The organism is Limosilactobacillus mucosae (assembly GCF_046939755.1).
GTDB classification, from domain to species: Bacteria; Bacillota; Bacilli; order Lactobacillales; family Lactobacillaceae; genus Limosilactobacillus; species Limosilactobacillus mucosae_A.
Genome location: NZ_JBKZAY010000032.1, coordinates 1 through 20146, shown reverse-complemented (window position 1 = coordinate 20146; position 20146 = coordinate 1). Strand labels below are relative to the sequence as shown.

General features: G+C 37.0%; 14 protein-coding genes. All 14 read left to right on the top strand.

Annotated elements, in window-relative coordinates; translation table 11 throughout:
* The first annotated feature begins 73 nt into the window (after nt 1–73).
* Complete coding sequence (locus ACLUWI_RS09005) at nt 74–1495, top strand: flippase (protein ID WP_412147043.1); 1422 nt, start codon at nt 74–76, stop codon at nt 1493–1495.
* 97 nt (nt 1496–1592) lie between these two features.
* A complete protein-coding gene (locus tag ACLUWI_RS09000; protein WP_412147042.1) occupies nt 1593–2669 on the top strand; it encodes an acyltransferase family protein in 1077 nt (358 codons plus the stop codon).
* 71 nt (nt 2670–2740) lie between these two features.
* Nucleotides 2741–4345: an N-acetylmuramoyl-L-alanine amidase gene (locus ACLUWI_RS08995; protein WP_412147041.1), complete on the top strand. Its 1605-nt coding sequence runs from the start codon at nt 2741–2743 to the stop codon at nt 4343–4345.
* A 241-nt stretch (nt 4346–4586) separates the two neighbouring features.
* Nucleotides 4587–6077 carry an NlpC/P60 family protein gene (locus tag ACLUWI_RS08990; protein WP_412147040.1) on the top strand — a complete coding sequence of 497 codons (1491 nt, stop codon included), beginning with the start codon at nt 4587–4589 and terminating at the stop codon, nt 6075–6077.
* A 232-nt stretch (nt 6078–6309) separates the two neighbouring features.
* On the top strand, nt 6310–7878 hold the full coding sequence (locus ACLUWI_RS08985) for a glucosaminidase domain-containing protein (protein WP_412147039.1): 1569 nt from the start codon (nt 6310–6312) through the stop codon (nt 7876–7878).
* Between the two features lie 202 nt (nt 7879–8080).
* Nucleotides 8081–9445 (top strand): NlpC/P60 family protein, encoded by a 1365-nt coding sequence (locus ACLUWI_RS08980; RefSeq protein WP_412147038.1) that lies wholly within the window; start codon nt 8081–8083, stop codon nt 9443–9445.
* Between the two features lie 121 nt (nt 9446–9566).
* Nucleotides 9567–10358 carry a hypothetical protein gene (locus ACLUWI_RS08975; RefSeq protein ID WP_412147037.1) on the top strand — a complete coding sequence of 264 codons (792 nt, stop codon included), beginning with the start codon at nt 9567–9569 and terminating at the stop codon, nt 10356–10358.
* A gap of 94 nt (nt 10359–10452) precedes the next feature.
* The gene (locus ACLUWI_RS08970) at nt 10453–11760 is read left to right on the top strand and encodes a DUF6056 family protein (RefSeq protein ID WP_412147036.1); all 1308 of its coding nucleotides are present in this window, start codon (nt 10453–10455) and stop codon (nt 11758–11760) included.
* A 39-nt stretch (nt 11761–11799) separates the two neighbouring features.
* Nucleotides 11800–12732 carry a glycosyltransferase family 2 protein gene (locus ACLUWI_RS08965; protein ID WP_412147035.1) on the top strand — a complete coding sequence of 311 codons (933 nt, stop codon included), beginning with the start codon at nt 11800–11802 and terminating at the stop codon, nt 12730–12732.
* Complete coding sequence (locus tag ACLUWI_RS08960) at nt 12732–13835, top strand: AI-2E family transporter (RefSeq protein ID WP_412147034.1); 1104 nt, start codon at nt 12732–12734, stop codon at nt 13833–13835. The genes ACLUWI_RS08965 and ACLUWI_RS08960 overlap by 1 nt, the downstream gene beginning before the upstream one ends.
* 36 nt (nt 13836–13871) lie before the next feature.
* Nucleotides 13872–15620, top strand: a complete 1749-nt coding sequence (locus ACLUWI_RS08955; RefSeq protein ID WP_412147033.1) for a hypothetical protein — start codon at nt 13872–13874, stop codon at nt 15618–15620.
* Entirely contained in the window at nt 15613–17193 is a 1581-nt protein-coding gene (locus ACLUWI_RS08950; RefSeq protein ID WP_302148098.1) for a peptide chain release factor 3, read from the top strand. The genes ACLUWI_RS08955 and ACLUWI_RS08950 overlap by 8 nt, the downstream gene beginning before the upstream one ends.
* 9 nt (nt 17194–17202) lie before the next feature.
* Nucleotides 17203–19119 (top strand): DUF6020 family protein, encoded by a 1917-nt coding sequence (locus ACLUWI_RS08945; RefSeq protein ID WP_412147032.1) that lies wholly within the window; start codon nt 17203–17205, stop codon nt 19117–19119.
* Between the two features lie 40 nt (nt 19120–19159).
* Nucleotides 19160–20110, top strand: coding sequence for a glycosyltransferase family 2 protein (locus ACLUWI_RS08940; RefSeq protein ID WP_412147031.1), 951 nt, complete (start codon nt 19160–19162; stop codon nt 20108–20110).
* Nucleotides 20111–20146 lie beyond the last annotated feature (36 nt).

Sequence of the window (20146 nt, the reverse complement as noted above, 5' to 3'; positions counted from 1 at the left end):
TAAGTACTACAACATGGATCAAGTAATCAAGGCGGCCTTAACGACCGTGGCTGAGGAGTTTGACAAGTAGATCATGAAGGTTATCAAAAACTATCTGTATAATGCGGGCTACCAAATTCTGTTGATGTTTGCTCCTTTAATTACGACACCATATGTATCACGAGTTTTGGGAGCACACGCATATGGTATCAACACTTATACAAATGGTTGGGTTACTTTCTTTTATTTGATGGGTCAAATGGGGATAACCCTCTATGGTAACCGTGAAGTAGCCTATCATCGTGATGATAAATATAAGCGTTCGCAAACTTTCTGGGGCATAGAGATTCTCCAATTAGGTACGATTACCATTGCCTTGATAGCCTATTTGGCAGCTGTTTTTCTCTTTAGTACGACGTTTAAGGAATACTACCTGTTGCAAACACTATGGATTGTGGCTGCAGGACTTGATGTTTCTTGGTACTTTATGGGAATGGAAGACTTTAAAAAGACGGTTACGAGAAATACGATCGTCAAGCTGATTTCAATTGCGTTGATCTTTATGCTTGTCCGAACGGAAGCCGATCTTTGGAAGTACGTGCTGCTTTTGGGATTGGCGCAGGTTGGTGGCAACGTTACTTTATGGCCTTACCTGCGTAACAGTATTCAATGGGTACCAATCAAAGAATGGCATCCGCTTAAGCATTTCTACCCATCGCTGTTGCTGTTTATCCCGACAATTACCACGCAAGTCTATTTGGTGGTTAACAAATTGATGCTTGGTAAGATTGGTCAGCCAACCGCTTTAGGTCAATTTGATTTTGCCGATAAGATTGTTAAATTGGTCTTAGCAGTCGTAACGGCTACGGGGACGGTTATGCTGCCTCATGTCGCCAATAAGTATGCTAACGGTGATATTAAAGGAATTCGGACAAGTTTATATTCTTCGTTTGATTTTGTAACGGCAATGTCGGTTCCAATGATGTTTGGCTTAATGGCAATTTCAGCCAAATTTGCTCCATGGTTTTTAGGATCGGAATATGTTGATACTGGTCGCATCATTTTCTTGGAGGCGCCGGTAATCCTGTTTATTGCCTGGAGTAACGTTACGGGAACGCAATACCTAATGCCGGTTAACCGAGTCAAGGAATATACGCTTTCGGTAACGGCAGGTGCAGTAGTTAACATTATTGGAAATCTGTTTTTGATTGAACCTTATTCCGCAAATGGGGCAGCGATAGCAACCGTTATTTCTGAGTTTGCGGTGACGGCAGTGCAGCTGTATTTTGTTCGAACCACCATTAGTCGACGAATGCTGTTTAAAGACCTGTGGCGCTACTTATTGAGTGGCCTTATCATGTATTTTGTAGTTTTGCGTCTAGATGAAATTATGAAGATGAATATTATTAATCTAGCAGCTCAAGTAATTATTGGGGCAGTAGTTTATCTGCTTTGTATTCTTGTATTTAGAGCTCCAATCGTTGAACGGGCCAAGCAGATTTTGACAGATAGATAAAATTTACAAAATCCCTTAAAATAATTACCTGAATTAGGAGAATGTTTTGAGGGATTTTTTGTATCTAGAAATAAAGAGTAACCAAGGGAGAGATTTTGTGAAAAAAAGGATCGAATGGATTGATATTGCACGTGGGATAGCGATTATAGCGGTAATTATTGGACATTCTTTGGGAAATTATTTTCCCGGAAAATTTGCTAATTTTATTTACGCATTTCATATGCCGATATTCTTTATATTAAGCGGTTATTTATATCATCAACAAGATTCAAAAAAGTTGATGAAAAAATCCTTTTTAAATTTAATAGTTCCTTATATTGCAACTGTCAGTCTGGAATTATGTATTATTATCTTTAACCGAATTGTACCAAACCCAGTTTTAGCACCAAGTCGAGCCCATTCGACTAAGGAGTTTATGGTTTCAATCGTATATGCGGCTGGTGCGGATACTCAGATTGGAAGCCATCATATTCAAGCAATTGGAGCACTTTGGTTTTTAGTAGCAATGTTTTTTGGAATTCAGCTTTTCAATCAGATAATGAAGCTAAATATTCAAAAACACGGCTTAATAGTCAAAGGGTTATTGACGATGCTGTGTTCACTTGTCGGTATCTTTTCGGCTAGATATGTAGCGTTACCATTTGCATTACAACCGGCCTTGCTATCTCAAATTTTCTTTTTCTTTGGCTTCGTAGTTAAAAAGTACCAGCTTATTGATAAGTTTGGGACAGTGCTGATCATTATAAGTATGGCTCTTTGGCTTATTGATTCACAATTTAACCTGTTTGGTTTTGTTAATGCAGCGGCTAAAAATACATGGTTGGCAGTACTTGTTGGTATGCTTTCAAGCATGGTAGTAATAAAATTCAGTATTTTTCTTGATAGAGTATTGAGTTTTTCTATGACACTGTGGATGAAGAGAATCTTAGAGTTTTGGGGATCGCAGTCATTATTGATTTTATGTTTTCATCTAATTGATTTGGATATGGTTCAAATTTGGCCAGTTGTGGTTGGAAAACTTTCAGTTGTTTCCTACATGTTTGCTATAATTTGCGGAATTTTATATAGAATAGCTTTTGCCTCATTCTTTGCTATAAGTATGCCTAAAATTCCTTTACTGCGAAATCTATATATGAATCGCCAATATCCTTTGAAAAATCTTTTGAAAAAGTAAATGTAGAATTTAAAATTTATAATTTTATGTTAGTATAATTGGAAATAAGAAAATTGGGGGAAAGATTAGATATGAATGTATATAAACATTTTAAAATGTACAAAAAGGGGAAAAAATGGTGTTGCATGGCTCTGACCACGCTTGCTGCTGTAACTGGAGTATTTGCAACAACTCAATTTGCTAAGGCGGACACGGTTTCTGATGTAAGTCAGTTTGAATTAGTATCTCCAACAGATGCAAATGTTGCTAGTGAGGGTTCATCTAATACTGAAACAGTATCTAGTGAAAGCATCGCTGCATCTGCGCAGAGTTCAATCAATAGCCAAGCAAGTACCATTGCTGCCGATAGTGCGACTGCCGGTTCTGAAAGTCCAAATAGTCAACCGGCTAACTCAAATGATTCTGTTAAAAATACTAAGTCTGATTCAACTCAAAGTGCGATGCCTTCTGTGTCAAATCAAGTAGTTAATGTATCTGATATGGTAAAAGATGATGTAACATCAGACGCTTCTAAGGGCAGTAATACAGAAGCGGTATCAATGACCTCGTTGGCAGCTACAACAACAAAAGATGGTTTGGTGAGTGAAAATGGCAATACCTATTACTATCAAAATGGTCAGCAATTAAAGAATGGTTTTACGACTATTAATGGGAAGACATATTACTTTAAAGCTGATGGTACGATGGTCGAGGATTATTTCTATCAAAATTGGGGTCATACTTATTATTTTCAAAAGGATGGCTCTCGATTAGATGATGGATTCTATAATAACTGGGGAAATGCCTATTACTTTGGTGATGGTGGCGTTCGCCTAGATAACGGATTTTATAGCAACTGGGGTCATATGTATTACTTTGGTAATGGTGGTGTTCGTCTAGATAATGGATTCTACAACAATTGGGGAAATACATACTATTTTGGTAACGGCGGTGTTCGCTTAGATAACAGTTTCTATAATAATTGGGGAAACCTTTATTATTTTGGTTCAGATGGCGTTTTACAAAAGAATCGAAAAGTCACTGTTAACCTAACAAGTTATTGGGCTGATAACAATGGCGTTTTAACCCCACAATTTGATAATGGTGTAAATCGATACATTATCAATAACCATATCGGTCATGCTAACATTACGTATTACAATGCGATTCCCGAAAATATTACGGGGACTTACTCCGGAACTGATGATGGTAAGCCTAATATGATTGTTGTGCATGAAACTGCCAACCCTAATGACAGTATCTGGGGCGAAATCAATTATGAAAAATCAAATTATAATAGTGCCTTTGTTCATGCTTTTGTAGATAACAACAGTATTATTCAAATTTCCAATACTGATCATGAAGCATGGGGAGCTGCTTATCCGGCTAATGGTCGTGCGGTTCAGTTTGAACAAGTTGAGGTCTATGGTGGCTGGAATTTTGCAGCCGAATTGGTAAATGCTGCTTACTACACGGCATATAAGATGAAGCAATATGGGATGTATCCACGAATTGCGGATGGTTATTTAGGTGCTACACTATGGTCGCATCATGATGTAAGTCGCTATTTGGGTGGTACTGACCATACTGACCCGGATAGTTACTGGTCAAATCGTGCTTGGACTAACTTTGGAACTGGTTATGGTATGTGGGACTTTACCATGCTGGTTAATTATGAATATGCATTATTGCAATAATTGAAATGACTCATATCTCTAAAGTTGAACTATACTTAGAGGTATGAGTTTATTTTTGAGTTTATGAAGAAAATTAGAAGATAAGGTTACAAGGTTATTGCAAAAATTATCATTTTTTAACAATCAATGTGATCACAAATACGTTACATAATTATGTGTTAACATGAACAATGTTAGTAATTAAGTTAAAACATTTAAGATTTATCAAAATTCAGCAATGAAAGAGTGGGAATGATTAGATATGGACGTACGAAAACATTTTAAGATGTTTAAGAAAGGCAAAAAGTGGTGCTGCATGGCCTTAACTACGGTTGCTGTTGCGGCAGGGACGTTAATGGCAACACAAACGGCCAATGCGGATACTGTTTCTGCTATGGATAACGTTTCTTTATCTACAACTTCTGAAGCTGCATCAACTAGTAGTGAGAGTTTTTCAATTTCTAGTGTAGCTAGCGATAGAACAACTGCAGCAGATGAAAATGTTGCAAGTCAAGCTAGTGATTCCAGTACTGAAAGTGCCACCAGTGCAGTAAATCAATCAAAAGCTACTGCCAGTCAATCAACAGCGGAAAATACCAACAGCCAAGCAAGCACCGTTAATGATAGTGCATCAGTAGCTAATGCTTTAGAACCGGCTAAAAGTGCTGAGTCTTCTTCAGCTCAGAGTGCAGCTTTTAATGTAGTAGAACCTTCCGAAACATCAAGTGATACTAATTCGGCAGCCAGCTCAGCTGAAGCCGATGCAGAAGTTGCAACAATGACTTCATTGGCTGCAACTACGCAAAAAAATGGTCTGGTAACTGAAAATGGCAATACCTATTACTATCAAAATGGTCAGCAATTAAAGAATGGTTTTACGACTATTAATGGGAAGACATATTACTTTAAAGCTGATGGTACGATGGTCAAGGATTATTTCTATCAAAATTGGGGTCATACGTATTATTTCCAAAAAGACGGTTCTCGTTTAGACGATGGCTTTTATCAGAACTGGGGACATACGTACTACTTTGGTGATGGTGGTGTTCGTCTAGATGATGGTTTTTACACCAACTGGGGACATACGTACTACTTTGGTGATGGTGGTGTTCGTCTAGATGATGGTTTTTACACCAACTGGGGACATACGTACTACTTTGGTGATGGTGGCGTTCGTCTAGACAGTAGTTTTTATTTCAACTGGGGAAACTTGTATTATTTCAATAGCGATGGATCATTAGCTCAAAATCAGAGCGTATGGGAAAATGGTAATGAGTATTGGGCAGGTAGTGATGGTGCTATTACTACGGGTGATTCAGCGGTAGAGACGGCAATTAGTGCTGCAAAAACCCAGATTGGTTTAGCACCTTATACATGGGGCGGTGGGCGAACTGCAGCAACGATTGCGGCTCACCAATTTGACTGCTCTAGTTTTGTTCGTTGGGCTTATGCACAAGCCGGAGTTTCTCTTAATGGCGGACTCTGGGCAACTACTTATACAGAAATCTATTCAGGGACAGGGGTACCAGTTAGCCAGATGAAGCGTGGGGATCTGTTCTTTATGGATGATAATGGTCATGTTGGCTTATACCTTGGTGGTGGTTGGTTTATTCATGATTCACCATCATCACCTACGCAAGGTGTTGGAATCAATAACTTAGACGATCACTTACCAGCCTATCCTAACCTTACTTGGCGTAATATTATTACAGCAACGTGGAATGGTGTCTATGGTGTTCGTCGAGTAGCATAGACTTAAGATATGGTAAATAAAAGGCCTTTTTGTAAGGCCTTTTATTGTGAAGAAAATTCGAAGATAAGATTACAGACCTATTGCAAAAATTATTGTTGTTTAACAAAAACAATGATTGGTTATATTACGTAAAATTCTGTGTTAGTATGAACAGTGTTATCAATTAAATTAAAAATTAAGACCATTAAAATTTATTAAACTTTAGCAATGGAAGGGTAGGAATATTTAGATTATGGATGTACGGAAACACTACAAGATGTTTAAGAAAGGCAAAAAGTGGTGCTGCATGGCTTTAACCACGGTTGCTGTTGCGGCAGGGACGTTAATGGCAACACAAACGGCCAATGCGGATACTGTTTCTGATGCGGATAACGTTTCCTTATCAACAACTTCTGAAGCTGCATCAACTAGTAGTGAAAGTTTTTCAATTTCTAGTGTTGCTAGTGATAGCACAACCGCAACAGACGAAAATGTTGCAAGTCAAGCTAGTGATTCCAGTACTGAAAGTGCCACCAGTGCAGTAAATCAATCAAAAACTACTGCCAGTCAATCAACAGCGGAAAATACCAACAGCCAAGTAAGTGCCGTTAATGATAGTGCATCAGCAGCTAATGCTTTAGAACCGGCTAAAAGTGCTGAGTCTTCTTCAGCTCAGAGTGCAGCTTCTAATGTAGTAGAATCTTCCGAAACATCAAGTGATACTAATTCGGTAGCCAGCTCAGCTGAAGCCGATGCAGAAGTTGCAACAATGACTTCATTGGCTGCAACTACGCAAAAAAATGGTCTGGTAACTGAAAATGGCAATACCTATTACTATCAAAATGGTCAGCAATTAAAGAATGGTTTTACGACTATTAATGGGAAGACATATTACTTTAAAGCTGATGGTACGATGGTTAAGGATTATTTCTATCAAAATTGGGGACATACGTACTATTTCCAAAAAGATGGCTCTCGTTTAGATGATGGTTTTTATCAAAATTGGGGACATACGTATTACTTTGGTGATGGTGGTGTTCGTCTGGATGATGGCTTTTATCAAAATTGGGGTCATATGTACTACTTCGGCGATGGTGGTGTTCGCTTAGATGATGGCTTCTACACTAATTGGGGACACACCTACTACTTCCAAAAAGATGGCTCTCGTTTAGACAATGGTTTTTATACTAATTGGGGTAATGTTTATTACTTTGGCAATGATGGAGTTCGTCTAGATAATAGCTTCTATACTAACTGGGGCAAGGTTTACTACTTTGGTGCCGATGGAGCACGTGTAACCAATGCTACTATTAACCTAGGATTTGGTGATCTGACATTTGATGGCAATGGTGTCCTTTCCGATTCTAATTCATTTATTGGTAGTATTGTAAATGGAGCAATTCGAGGCTGGACTCAATATAAGATTCTGCCATCATTAACGCTTGCACAAGCTATTCTTGAAAGTGGTTGGGGCAAGTCGACCCTGGCTTCTCAGTATCATAACTTGTTCGGTATTAAGGGATCTTATAATGGACAGTCAGTAACAATGGCAACTGCTGAATATATTAATGGCAGCTACATTACCGTAAACGCGGCATTCCGGGCTTACCCAGATAATGATGCAAGTGTTGCTGACCATAGTCTCTTCTTTATTCAAAACTCCCGATACAGTAATTTGGTTGGGGTTACTGATTCCAATACTGCAACGTATCTGGTTCGAGCAGATGGCTATGCAACCGATCCATCGTACACGACTTCATTGAGAAATATGATCAGTACTTATAACTTGACACGTTTTGATCAAGTAGCTTTTCGTCTATAATTTAAGAGGACGACTTTTACCAAATGGTTGAAGTCGTCTTTATTTTTACAATTATTACAGAAGCATTGCAAAGATTATTGTTGATTAACAATCAACTGAAAACCATCGATTATAGGCTTTTTTATGGTAAGGTAGTAAACGTTAATAAATATTAGTGAAAATTAAACTTTTGAAAATAAATTTATGAAAGGACTTTTGTTTGATGATGGAAGCAAAAAAACACTTTAAATTGTTTAAGAAGGGTAAACAATGGTGTTGCATGGCAATTGCCACAATGACCGTAGCTTTAGGCGTTGCTGCTTTTAATGCTCAAAACGTTAATGCGGATACGGTTAATGAAGCACAAACTACGGCCGTTGCTTCCACAAGCACGGAAGTTCAAAGTGAGAATGCAACCGAACAATCTACTGCAAGTGAGGTAGCTTTATCAGCTACTGATACTACTGCTGTTAGCGAAGTAAGTGGAGCAGATTCAGCAGCTACCAGTTCAGTTGCTGAAAGCAGCAGTAAGAATGCTCAAAGTAATACCCAAGCAGCTTCTCAGAGTGCATCGTCTAATAGCAGTGCAGCTTTACCTACACCAAATGTAGAGGTTTCTTCAACCGCTGAAAATGCAGCTTCTGCTTCTTCTGTAAATGAGGAACAGGCAGCTACCAATAGTGACGTAGCGATGACCACGTTGTCTGCTCAAGCTGTTAAGAATGGTTTAGTTACCGAAAATGGCAATACTTACTATTATCAAAATGGTCAAGCGGTTAAGGATTATTTTTTGACGCAGAACGGTAACACCTATTACTTTACCGCTAATGGTACAATGGCCAAGAACTACTTCTACAGTAACTGGGGTCATATGTACTACTTCCAAGGCGATGGTGCACGTTTGGATAACGGCTTCTACAACAATTGGGGCCACACATACTACTTCCAAGGCGATGGTGCACGTTTAGATGACGGCTTCTACAACAATTGGGGTCACACGTACTACTTCCAAGGTGATGGCGCTCGTCTGGACAATGGCTTCTATAATAACTGGGGCAATACCTATTACTTCCAAAGTGATGGTGCACGTTTAGATAATAGTCTTTACAGTAACTGGGGAAACCAGTATTATTTTGGTGGTAATGGTGCCTTGGTAAAGAATACTAATGTTACCGTCAATGGAGTTGCATATAAGGCAGCTAGTGATGGTGTTTTAACCTCTGTCAATGATGCAATTGTTCAATTGGCTTTGAAACTTACCACGATGAATATCCCATATGTTTGGGGTGGTGACTCACTGCAGTGCATGGACTGCTCAGGATTGGTTAAATATGTGATGGCTCAGGTACGCGGCTTGAACCTTCCGCACAATACGATTGCGCAAGAAGGCTACTTGACCTCACGTAAGGCAGTAAGTCAAGCACAGCCTGGCGATCTGCTTTTCTGGGGTAATGCAGGTGCATCATACCATGTCGCAATCTACATTGGCAATGGAAAATACGTTCACGCACCGCAACCTGGTGAATACGTAAAAGTTGGCTACATTAACTCATACTTTATGCCATCATTTGCTGGTACGCTTCGTTAAATTTATTAGGCATTGGCATGACGGAAGAGTCTGCCAGTGCTTTTTTATTATTGATTGCCGTTATCAATACTAGTATAATTCGATTATGAAATTGTCCGTTAAATTAAAGGAGATTATAAAAATGCATTTTAAAAAAGTATTGGCCACTGTTGCAACTTTTGGGTTAATGCTATCCTTAACTGCGTGTGGAAGCAAACAAACCGTTTCTACCAGTAGTTCAAGTAAATCAGCTAGCGTATCAGCAAAAACATCTGAATCATCATCTGTTAAATTTCAAGGTAAAAAATATTCAGAAGCTCAATATGCAATGATGGCATATCTCAAGAGCGCAAAAAAAGAGGGTACTAATACTGGAAATCAATCAGTCCAGGTAGCCACTAATAGTAATTTAAAACGACAGATAAGTGACAATCAGGAACAGTATACGGTTACTAATACTGCAAAGAAGGTAACTGTTAAGTCTTCAGAAGCTTCCTATGTTTTTTCTAAAGATCAGCTAACTAAGTCTTTACAGAAAAATATTGAAAATGTGAACGAATTACTGGATAAAAATAGTGATTCATCCGATAACTTAAGTTCTTCAACTTCATCATCAAAAGAAAGCAACGTTACTGAATCTTCGAGTAGCAGTTCATCATCCAGCTCTTCGAGTGCATCTTCATCATCAAGTAGTCAAAGTACCGCAAAGATGACAGCTGCTGATGCAAAGGCTATGCTTAAAGAACACGTCAGCGTTGAAAGAGAAAAAAACGGGTTAAGTGGTCAATCAGTATCCGGGATGCCAACTGCTGATGATGTTGACGGTTTTACTATGAATCAAAACTCTGATGGAAATTGGACGGCAACAGGCATGATTAATGGGCAGACTGTTACCTATAACATTACTCCATCAAAAGTATCCTCAAATAACTAACAATAAAAGGATAGTACATCATGGATTATTAGAAATTCATGATGTACTATTTTATTAATGTGTACTTTTATGTAGAAAGAAGTTTTAAAACCGTATGATTAAAAAGAAACAATTTTCTCAATTTTTTATTGCTCTATTATTGATAATAAATTTTTTGATAATGCTGGTTTGGAATTTAAAAACACCATTAATGGATGATGATTTATGGTTTAGATACCAAGCGGTTCAAGGGCATATAATAAGAGATGGTATACAAGATTATATGACTTGGAATGGTAGATTTTGGGGTCAGACATTTTGTCGAGTTTCTTTGTTGGGTGATCAAAAGGGATCGAGTATTTTAAATGCATTTTTATTTGCAATTTTAATTTTTTTAATCCTAAAAATAACAGATGTACTGCAAGATAAAAATTTTTCTCTATTAAGAGTAGGTACTACTATATCTACCATATATCTCTTTACTCCTGGATTTGCTAGTGTATTTATTTGGCGTGCGGGAGTTGGAAATTACATGGATATAATGCTTATCTATATTAGTTATCTTTTATTATTCATAAATGCCACTAATAAAAAATTATCCTACTTATATCTACCTATACTAGGGTTCTTTGCGGGATGGGGAAATGAAAATACCTCTGGTGGTGTGATCCTAATATCAATACTTGTAATTTGTATCCAATATGTTTTTACAAAAAGGTTTTATTTAAGTCAAATATTAGGATTAGTGTTTAGCCTAATTGGATTGGCAATATTGGTAATGTCACCAGGAGGACATAATCGATTAGTAACAACTCATCCAAACTTCTTACAAGAATCTATCATTAGAAGAACTTTAAGCAATTTTAAACAATTGGTTGCTTTTATACTATCGCAAAAGCAGATGGTTTTATTTTTTGTATTATTGGTTTTAGTAATAATAGTTGCTACTCTTTATAATAAAAATCGTTATCAATATCTTATAGGCCTTTCATTTGTAATTGGAGGTGTTGCCTCAATTCTAGTGTTGGCATTTGCTCCTGAAGGATTTAATGAATCTCGCGCTTTCTCTGGTGGATTTATATTAATGATTGTAGGAATATTTAAACTACTTTCTTTTAATGCGGAAAATAGAATTTCTCTAATTATAAACATTATAAGCGTTTTGATTATTATGTTGTCGTTTTACCGAGTTGTAGTTGGATATAAAGATGCAATGGTATTTAACCATAATTTGTCAGTACGTTATTCAATAATAATTAATTCAAAAAATAAAGAGAATGTATATGTTGAACCTATTTCATATAATAGTAATAATGATTATTCAATTGAAAACTCCTTTTTTGAATTAACAAACGATCCTAATGCTTTTCCAAATAATGTGTATGAACCCTATTTTAAGGTGAAAAAAATCTATTTAAAATAAACATTTCTGTAATTATATTTATTAAGGTTGGAAATTAAAATGTCAAAACTATCAATTGTAGTTCCTTGCTACAACGAAGAAGAATCGATTCCATTATTCTACCCAGCCGTAGAAAAAGTCGTTCGTCAAATTAATGACTTACAAATTGAATATTGGTTTGTCAATGACGGTTCATCAGATAACTCACTGACGGAAATGCGCAAGCTTCATGAACAAGATCCTGAGCGTGTTCACTACGTTTCTTTTTCCCGCAACTTTGGTAAAGAAGCCGGATTATACGCTGGCTTACAAGCAGCCACTGGTGATTATGTCGTAGTGATGGATGTTGATTTACAAGATCCGCCTGAGTTTTTGCCACAAATGTATGAGTTGATTAAAACTGGTGAGTATGATTGTATCGGCACGCGCCGCGTCGATCGCACTGGCGAAGCAAAATTCAAGTCGTTTTTAAGCGATCAGTTTTATCACGTCATTAACCGTATCTCACAAACCAACATCGTTCCCGGTGCGCGTGACTACCGGATGATGACGAGGCAGATGGTTGACGCCGTTCTATCATTAAAAGAATATAATCGCTTTTCAAAAGGTATCTTCAGTTGGGTCGGATTCAAGACCAAATATCTAGACTACCATAATGTTGAACGAGTAGCCGGTGAAACTGACTGGTCAACTTGGAAACTGTTCAAGTATGCCATAGACGGCATCACTGATTTTTCACAAGCGCCACTTTCAATTGCCGTGTGGCTGGGAACGACCTCATTTACCCTTTCAATTATAGGCCTGCTGTTTGTTATCATTCGGCGGATTGTCGAACCAAGTAGCAGTGTCTTTGGCTGGGCTTCGTTGATTTGTATTATCCTATTATTCGGAGGACTTCAATTGTTATGTATTGGGATCGTTGGCAAGTACATTGGCCGCATCTACATGCAGGTCAAGCAACGACCAATCTATATTATTAAGGAAAAGAAATAATGATAAAACAAAAAAGCCTGCTGTTTTGGTCAGCAGAACTATTAATTGTCGCGACTTTAATTTGGGTTTGTACGAAACTGGATTTTCTGTTTCATCCCATTATCGTCTTCATATCAGTAATCTTTGTCCCGCTGATTGTTTCAATCTTTCTATACTACATGACCAGTCCGGCCTTTCGCCTGTTAATGAAGATTCATTTAGGCAAATGGCGGATGAAGCGTGGCATTGCCAGCATGGTAATCGTTTTGGGGCTGTTATTGCTGATTTTCGGTAGTATCGCGGTCTTGATTCCACCAATGATTAAGGAACTTAATCAAATGATTCACTGGCTGCCAAGTGCTACCAACGACATGCAGCATTGGCTCGCCCAAGCTTCCCAAAAGCATGAATGGATTCGCAAGATCGACCTGGCAGATTATTATCAGCAATTCAACAAACAGATTACGAAATACGCTGAAAAACTGTTGACAAGTCTAACCAGCAGCGTTGGCTCAATTATTGGCACGATTACCAGTGCAGTAGTCGTGGTTGTAACCGTGCCAGTCATGCTTTTCTATATGCTGAAAGATGGCGACCGCTTTGTACCAAATATTCAGCGGTTCTTTTCCGAAAAGCATGCCAAAGAGGTTACTGAACTGCTGCATCAGATGAACAAGACGCTTTCTTCCTACATCTCTGGGCAGATGATTGAATGTATCTGTGTTGGAATTGGTACCTGCATTGGCTATCTGATCATTGGCGAACCAATGGCCATCGTTTTGGGCCTGGTAGCTGGGATCACCAATATCATTCCTTATATCGGGCCATATATCGGCATTGCACCAGCTTTAATTGTTGCTTTGGCAGTTGATCCGCAGAAAATCATCTGGGTAATCGTGGTGGTAATTGTCGTTCAACAAATCGATGGCAACATTATCTACCCAAACATCATCGGCAAGAGTCTGCAAATTCATCCATTGACAATTATCATTTTGTTGCTGGCAGCGGGCAATATTGCCGGGCTGTTAGGGATGATTCTCTGTGTACCACTGTACGCGGTAGTTAAAACGATGATTGATTACTGTATGACGATTTATCGCTTAGAAAAAAATGATATAAAATAATCTACTATATTATTTTATATTTGGGGGAGTAGTAAGTTGAATGAAGCACATATAAAATTGCGAGAAAAAAATATAACAAAAGACGGACTAATAATGTTACTATTTTTAACATTCAGTTTTTTTATGGTTAAAAATGGTATCCAATCTGGAAAAATCACTACTGGGACTGATTGGTTATTTCATGTATCAAGAGTTCAGCAAATCTATCATAATTTAAAGCAAGGTTCTTTTTTCACTTTTATAGCAACTGATGTTTTTAATCAATCTGGGGTAGGAACCTTTCTTTTTTATCCGAATGTATTCTTATATCCTTGGGCATTTTTTCGTTTTTTCTTAAATCCAATTAATTCTTTTTATGCTTGGTATTTTTTATTAACATTTCTATCTTTTACAATTAGTTATTTTTCAATGAAAAAATTTTCCAACAATAATCTCATAATGTCGGTTTCATTTGCATTTATATATGTCTGCAATAATTATAGATTATTTGTTGGAACTTCGGTTTTTGGTGAATTTATTGCATCAACGTTCTTGCCATTATGTTTTTTAGGATTTTATGAATTATTTTTCCGTAATAAAAAAAAGTGGTATTTATTAAGCATTGGGCTCTCTTTAATAGCCTATTCCCATATCTTAAGCGTAGTTATAAGCATTCAATTATTTGTTTTAATTTTGTTAATAGGAATATTTTGGGGAAGATTTCATGATTTTTTAGGTCGTTGGAAAGAATTAATTAAGGCTATCATATTAACGATTGTGTTAACCAGTTTTATTATTTTTCCATTTCTTTCTGACTTTATTGGAAAACATATTCATGCACCGTATAATCTAATAAATATAGACTTCACTCCTAGCTTTTCAATGGTTTTATTAAATTCATTAGATAATAAGATAGGGCAATCAGTTGGTTTTTCTATCATTGTGATTTTGCTAATTGGATGGAACTTTGTTGCAAAAAACAATACCTATATGTTTATATATGTTTTAGGAATAGTTTGTCTTATTCTTTCTACAAGATTATTTCCATGGACTAGTGTCAATATATCCATCTTTAAAGTTATTCAACTTCCTTATCGTTATTTGGAATTTACCTGCCTATTTTTGGCAATAATTGGTTCATTAATAATTCGAACGATTTTTATTTCATTAAATGTTAACACGGTAAAACGGCAGATATTTTGTATTATATCTCTTGTAATAATTTTTTTAATGGCTTTTGAAGAAGCCTACATCGACAATCCCAGATTCTATCCAAGTGAAAAGGATAATTCTGTAGAGGTATTAAGAAAACCATCAGAGAAGTATGTGACGTTTCCAACTACAACACTGATAAATAAATATAATTACCAGTATATATTTGATTATAGGTGTCCAATTGGCGATACAGATTATTACACTGAAAAAAGTTTTAAACACCAAAAATCTATCTTATCTCAAATAACATACGTTAATAATAAGGGTGAACATATCAAATCTGTTACTGCTCCTAATAAGTTCATCTTCAATGCGAATCTAAATAAGAAGTCAGATATTGATTTCCCAGTTATTGCATATTCAAACACACGGGTGAAACTGGACGGTATTAAAAAGAACTATACTTTGAGTAAAAGGGGAACTCCATTGCTCAAAAATATTAATCCTGGTAAGCATTCGTTTGTAATAGAATACATCCCTAATAAAATCTTTTATTTGTGTTTAATAAGTGCAATAGCTGGTTGGATTTTGATACTAATTAAGAGCCTTTATAATATGTATAATTCTCGAAAGGAACATAAAAATGACTGATTCAAAAAAATTGGCAGAAGCCGTTAATAAGCGCCGGACGTTCGCGATTATCTCGCACCCCGATGCTGGTAAAACGACGATTACTGAACAGCTGCTTTTATTTGGGGGCGTCGTCCGCGAAGCTGGGACGGTTAAGGGACGCGGTAGCAGCAATTTTGCCAAGTCTGACTGGATGGAAATCGAAAAAAAGCGTGGGATTTCCGTTACCAGTTCCGTAATGCAGTTTGACTACCAAGGTAAGCGTATCAATATTTTGGATACGCCAGGGCACGAAGATTTCTCTGAAGATACTTATCGGACTTTGATGGCTGTTGACTCTGCCGTCATGGTAATTGATGGTGCTAAGGGTATTGAGCCACAGACTAAAAAACTGTTCCAAATCTGTAAGATGCGGGGAATTCCAATCTTCACGTTCATCAACAAGTTTGACCGCGATGCCCGTGAACCGCTAGATTTGTTAAATGAAATCGAAGACGTGCTGGGGATCGAAACCTACCCAATGGACTGGCCAATCGGGATGGGCCGACAATTTATGGGAGTTTATGATCGTTACAATCACCGGGTTGCCCTTTCCCACCCTCAAGATCCTACCAACCCTTACCTGCCATTGGACGAAGACGGGCAAGTCATTGGTGAAAATCCATTGGCTGGCGAAGGTGAATGGAAAGATGCCTTGGATGGCATGGAACTGATTGAAATGGCCGGCAGCGAGCTTGATGAAGAAAAGATCGCTAAGGGTGATCAAACCCCAGTCTTCTTTGGTTCTGCATTGACCAACTTTGGGGTTAAGACTTTCCTGGAAACCTACTTGAAATTTGCGCCTGCTCCTTCGGCACATAAGACGGAAGACGGCAAGTCAATCGATCCACTGGCACCAGAATTTTCTGGCTTTATCTTTAAGATTCAAGCTAACATGAATCCTAAGCACCGTGACCGGATTGCTTTCGTACGAATTTGTTCTGGTGAATTTACACGGGGCATGGACGTTACTTTGGAACGGACTAAGAAGCCAATTCGACTGTCTAACGTAACTGAATTCATGGCAAATACGCGTGAAAACGTTGAAAACGCTGTGGCTGGTGATATCATCGGGCTTTACGATACTGGCAACTTCCAAATTGGTGATTCAATCTACACTGGTAAACAAGACATCAAGTTTGAGAAACTGCCTCAGTTTACGCCAGAACTGTTTGTCCGCGTAACGCCAAAGAACGTTATGAAGCAAAAATCATTCCACAAAGGGATCAACCAATTGGTACAAGAAGGAGCTGTTCAGCTCTACACTGGCTATAACTCCAACGACTACATTTTGGGTGCCGTTGGTCAATTGCAGTTTGAAGTGTTCAAGTTCCGGATGCAAAACGAATATAATTCCGAAGTTATTATGGAACCGCTTGGCAGCAAGACGGCACGCTGGGTTGATCCAGAACAGCTTGATCCTAAGATGGCTTCTTCACGGAATATGCTGGTTAAGGATCGTTATGGCGCTCCACTGTTCTTGTTCGAAAACCAATTTGCGGAAAATTGGTTCAAGCAGAAATATCCAGATGTCAAACTGACGGCAAAATTGTAGGAAACAATTATGTTAAAGTCAAAAATAAAGCCAGAATTTTTCTATATATCATGGCTATTCATAGGCATGGGAATGCTAATAGCTTACCCTACTCCATTAAATAGCGATAATAGATTGTTAAGTACAAATTCCTATACAGTTACCATGGTAGCTCTGTGGATAGCTGTCATTCTTTATTTAGCCAAGAAATGGTCAATTAGGGTAACTAAAGCTGATGTTATTGGTGGAATAATTTTATCTTTCCTCTATAATTTTACTTTTATGCTTAGTGCTGGATTAGATGATAGCAACAAGGGCTTAACATTAGTGGGGACATATTACCTCACGCATAGTTTTCTCGACTGTGCATTCTCAGTATTTGCCATGATAGGTTGGGCAGTTACGCTTACGTATACGATTTCTGTAATTCGAACCTATTGTATTGATCTACTTCAGTTAGATGAATCATACAACAGTCCACAATTTTTTAAAATCTTTGGCTGTTTGATGCTTATATGGTCTTTGACAATTATTACTTATTATCCTGGGCAGATTAGTTGGGATGCATTAAGACAGTTTTGTGAGTTTGAAGGCCGACACTTGTCGTATTTAAATTTCACATATACTCCTACTAATCATCAACCATGGTTTGTAACCTTAATCTTTGGATCACTGTTTAAAATTGGTCAAAAATTAGTCAACACAAATTTTGGGGTGTTTACGGTAGTTTTATTCCAAACGCTTGTAACAGGTATCATTTATTCGATAGCGACTTCATTCGTTTGGAAAAAGATTGGTAAAATAGGTGGAATACTGACCTTTATCCTATTTGCATCACCTGTTTTTAGTACTTATGCAATAACAATCGATAAAAGTACGATCTATTATGCATTATGTGTCGCATACTATCTTGTCTTTTTGAAATTGTTAGAAGACATAAAACATGATGAGTATTCATCTCATGAGTATTTATTGTATTTGATTACTTCCTTTTTCTTTTCTGAATTCCGCAATGATTCAAAATATATCGTTATTATAACGACAACTATGTTGATTGGATATGCACTTGTTCAACATAAAAAAGTTCGTTATTTAATTGCTGCTACGGCTACATTAATTATTTTGCTGTTTGGTTGGAACAGCTATTTAAATTATAAAAAGGTAATTCCGGGGGCAATGAGTGAACCGTTGACGCTGCCAGCTCGTCAAGTAAGTTATATATATCTTAATGATAAGGAAAGTCTTTCTAAACAAGAAATAAGCACAATCAACAGAGTAACTCCAGTAAAAGAACTTAGAGTAAATTATGACGTGAGTTCTGGAGATAATCTAAAAAATCTTTTCCCTATGAATACTTTTCTAAATGGGGAAACAATAATCAATGACGTTGTAGATCATAAGATTACATTAAGAACTACACAGACTCAGAAGAAAGAAATTAAAAATTATTTGAAATTATGGATTACTTTAGGATTTAAACATCCAATAAAATATACTGAAGTATACCTAGCCGCAAATAGTAAGTATTTCAACCCATTTTTTGGTCTTCAGGGAGAATATAATTTATTATTCTTAAATTATTATCCTAATTATGGGGACTTTCTATTACCAACTTGGTATTCAAAGTATAGTCCGTTTTTTTCTTCTAAGATTCGTAACAATGTACAAACCATCTTTGAAGCTATTCTTGCGATACCATTTATTTCTATGATCATAAACGTTGGTTTTCCATTATGGTGGATGACAGTTTTGCTTTCTGTTGTTTTATCTACTACTAATAAAGAAAAAAATTGGATACTAATTTCATTAATTCCATTTGTATTAATGGTAACATTGTACACTGTTACTCCTATAAACGGTTATTCGAGATACGTTATTGGCACTACTGCTGTTTTACCGTTAATAACAGCATATATATTAGAGAATATCCATCATAGGTTAGAGTAGATATTCTTCATTTCAATTTTAAGGAGAAATGTATTAAATAATGGATAATTTAGCTATTTTAATTCCCTGTTATAATGAGAGTCAAACAGTTACTAAAGTTGTAAAAGATTGTCAAAATGCCATTAAAAACATCCCAAACTCAGCAATCTATGTATATGATAATAATTCCTCTGATAACACAGCTGAGTTAGCGCACAATGCTGGTGCTATTGTTCGTCATGAATATAAACAAGGCAAAGGAAACGCCATTCGTCGAATGTTTCGTGAAATCGATGCTAAATGCTATATCATGATTGATGGGGATGATACGTATCCCGCTGAAGAAATCCCCAAAATGGCACGTTATGTATTAGAAGAGAACTATGACATGGTTATTGGTGATCGGCTTAGTTCCAGTTATTTTGAGGAAAACAAGCGTCCTTTCCACGGAATCGGCAATAAGCTAGTTCGTAGCAGTATAAATTTTTTCTTTAAAAATGATATTAAAGATATTATGACTGGTTATCGGGCCTTTAGCTATGAATTTGTTAAAACCTATCCTGTTCTGTCAAAGGGGTTTGAGATCGAGACAGAAATGAGTATTTTTGCAATTGTTAATAATATGGCAATGAAAAATCACGTTATTGATTATCGAGATCGTCCCAAGGGAAGCACTTCCAAGCTAAATACGTATTCTGATGGTTTTAAAGTATTAAAACTTATTCTTACGCTCTATCGAAATTACAAACCGTTACGCTTTTTTGGAATCTTAGCTTGCTTATTGTTAATCCTATCGATAGCTTTCTTTATTCCAGATGTCTGGCTTCCTTATCGTGCAACAGGTAAAGTTTTACATTTTCCGACTCTAATCGTTTGTGGATTTTGTGCTATTGCTGGAATTCTATCTTTCTATAGCGGTTTGATTCTTGATGCTATCCAGCGTAAAGAACACCGAGAATTTGAGTACAGACTTCAACAAGTTTACAATTATAAAAAGAACTTTAGAGTTTAATGGGTAAGCAGGTACTGTACCCTGTCAAGGTAACAC

Excerpts from the sequence above, each read along its gene's own strand:
- ACLUWI_RS09005 (WP_412147043.1), top strand. The coding sequence starts at position 74 with ATGAAGGTTATCAAAAACTATCTGTATAATGCGGGCTACCAAATTCTG.
- ACLUWI_RS08995 (WP_412147041.1), top strand. The coding sequence starts at position 2,741 with ATGAATGTATATAAACATTTTAAAATGTACAAAAAGGGGAAAAAATGG.
- ACLUWI_RS08990 (WP_412147040.1), top strand. The coding sequence starts at position 4,587 with ATGGACGTACGAAAACATTTTAAGATGTTTAAGAAAGGCAAAAAGTGG.
- ACLUWI_RS08985 (WP_412147039.1), top strand. The coding sequence starts at position 6,310 with ATGGATGTACGGAAACACTACAAGATGTTTAAGAAAGGCAAAAAGTGG.
- ACLUWI_RS08980 (WP_412147038.1), top strand. The coding sequence starts at position 8,081 with ATGATGGAAGCAAAAAAACACTTTAAATTGTTTAAGAAGGGTAAACAA.
- ACLUWI_RS08975 (WP_412147037.1), top strand. The coding sequence starts at position 9,567 with ATGCATTTTAAAAAAGTATTGGCCACTGTTGCAACTTTTGGGTTAATG.
- ACLUWI_RS08970 (WP_412147036.1), top strand. The coding sequence starts at position 10,453 with ATGATTAAAAAGAAACAATTTTCTCAATTTTTTATTGCTCTATTATTG.
- ACLUWI_RS08965 (WP_412147035.1), top strand. The coding sequence starts at position 11,800 with ATGTCAAAACTATCAATTGTAGTTCCTTGCTACAACGAAGAAGAATCG.
- ACLUWI_RS08960 (WP_412147034.1), top strand. The coding sequence starts at position 12,732 with ATGATAAAACAAAAAAGCCTGCTGTTTTGGTCAGCAGAACTATTAATT.
- ACLUWI_RS08950 (WP_302148098.1), top strand. The coding sequence starts at position 15,613 with ATGACTGATTCAAAAAAATTGGCAGAAGCCGTTAATAAGCGCCGGACG.
- ACLUWI_RS08945 (WP_412147032.1), top strand. The coding sequence starts at position 17,203 with ATGTTAAAGTCAAAAATAAAGCCAGAATTTTTCTATATATCATGGCTA.
- ACLUWI_RS08940 (WP_412147031.1), top strand. The coding sequence starts at position 19,160 with ATGGATAATTTAGCTATTTTAATTCCCTGTTATAATGAGAGTCAAACA.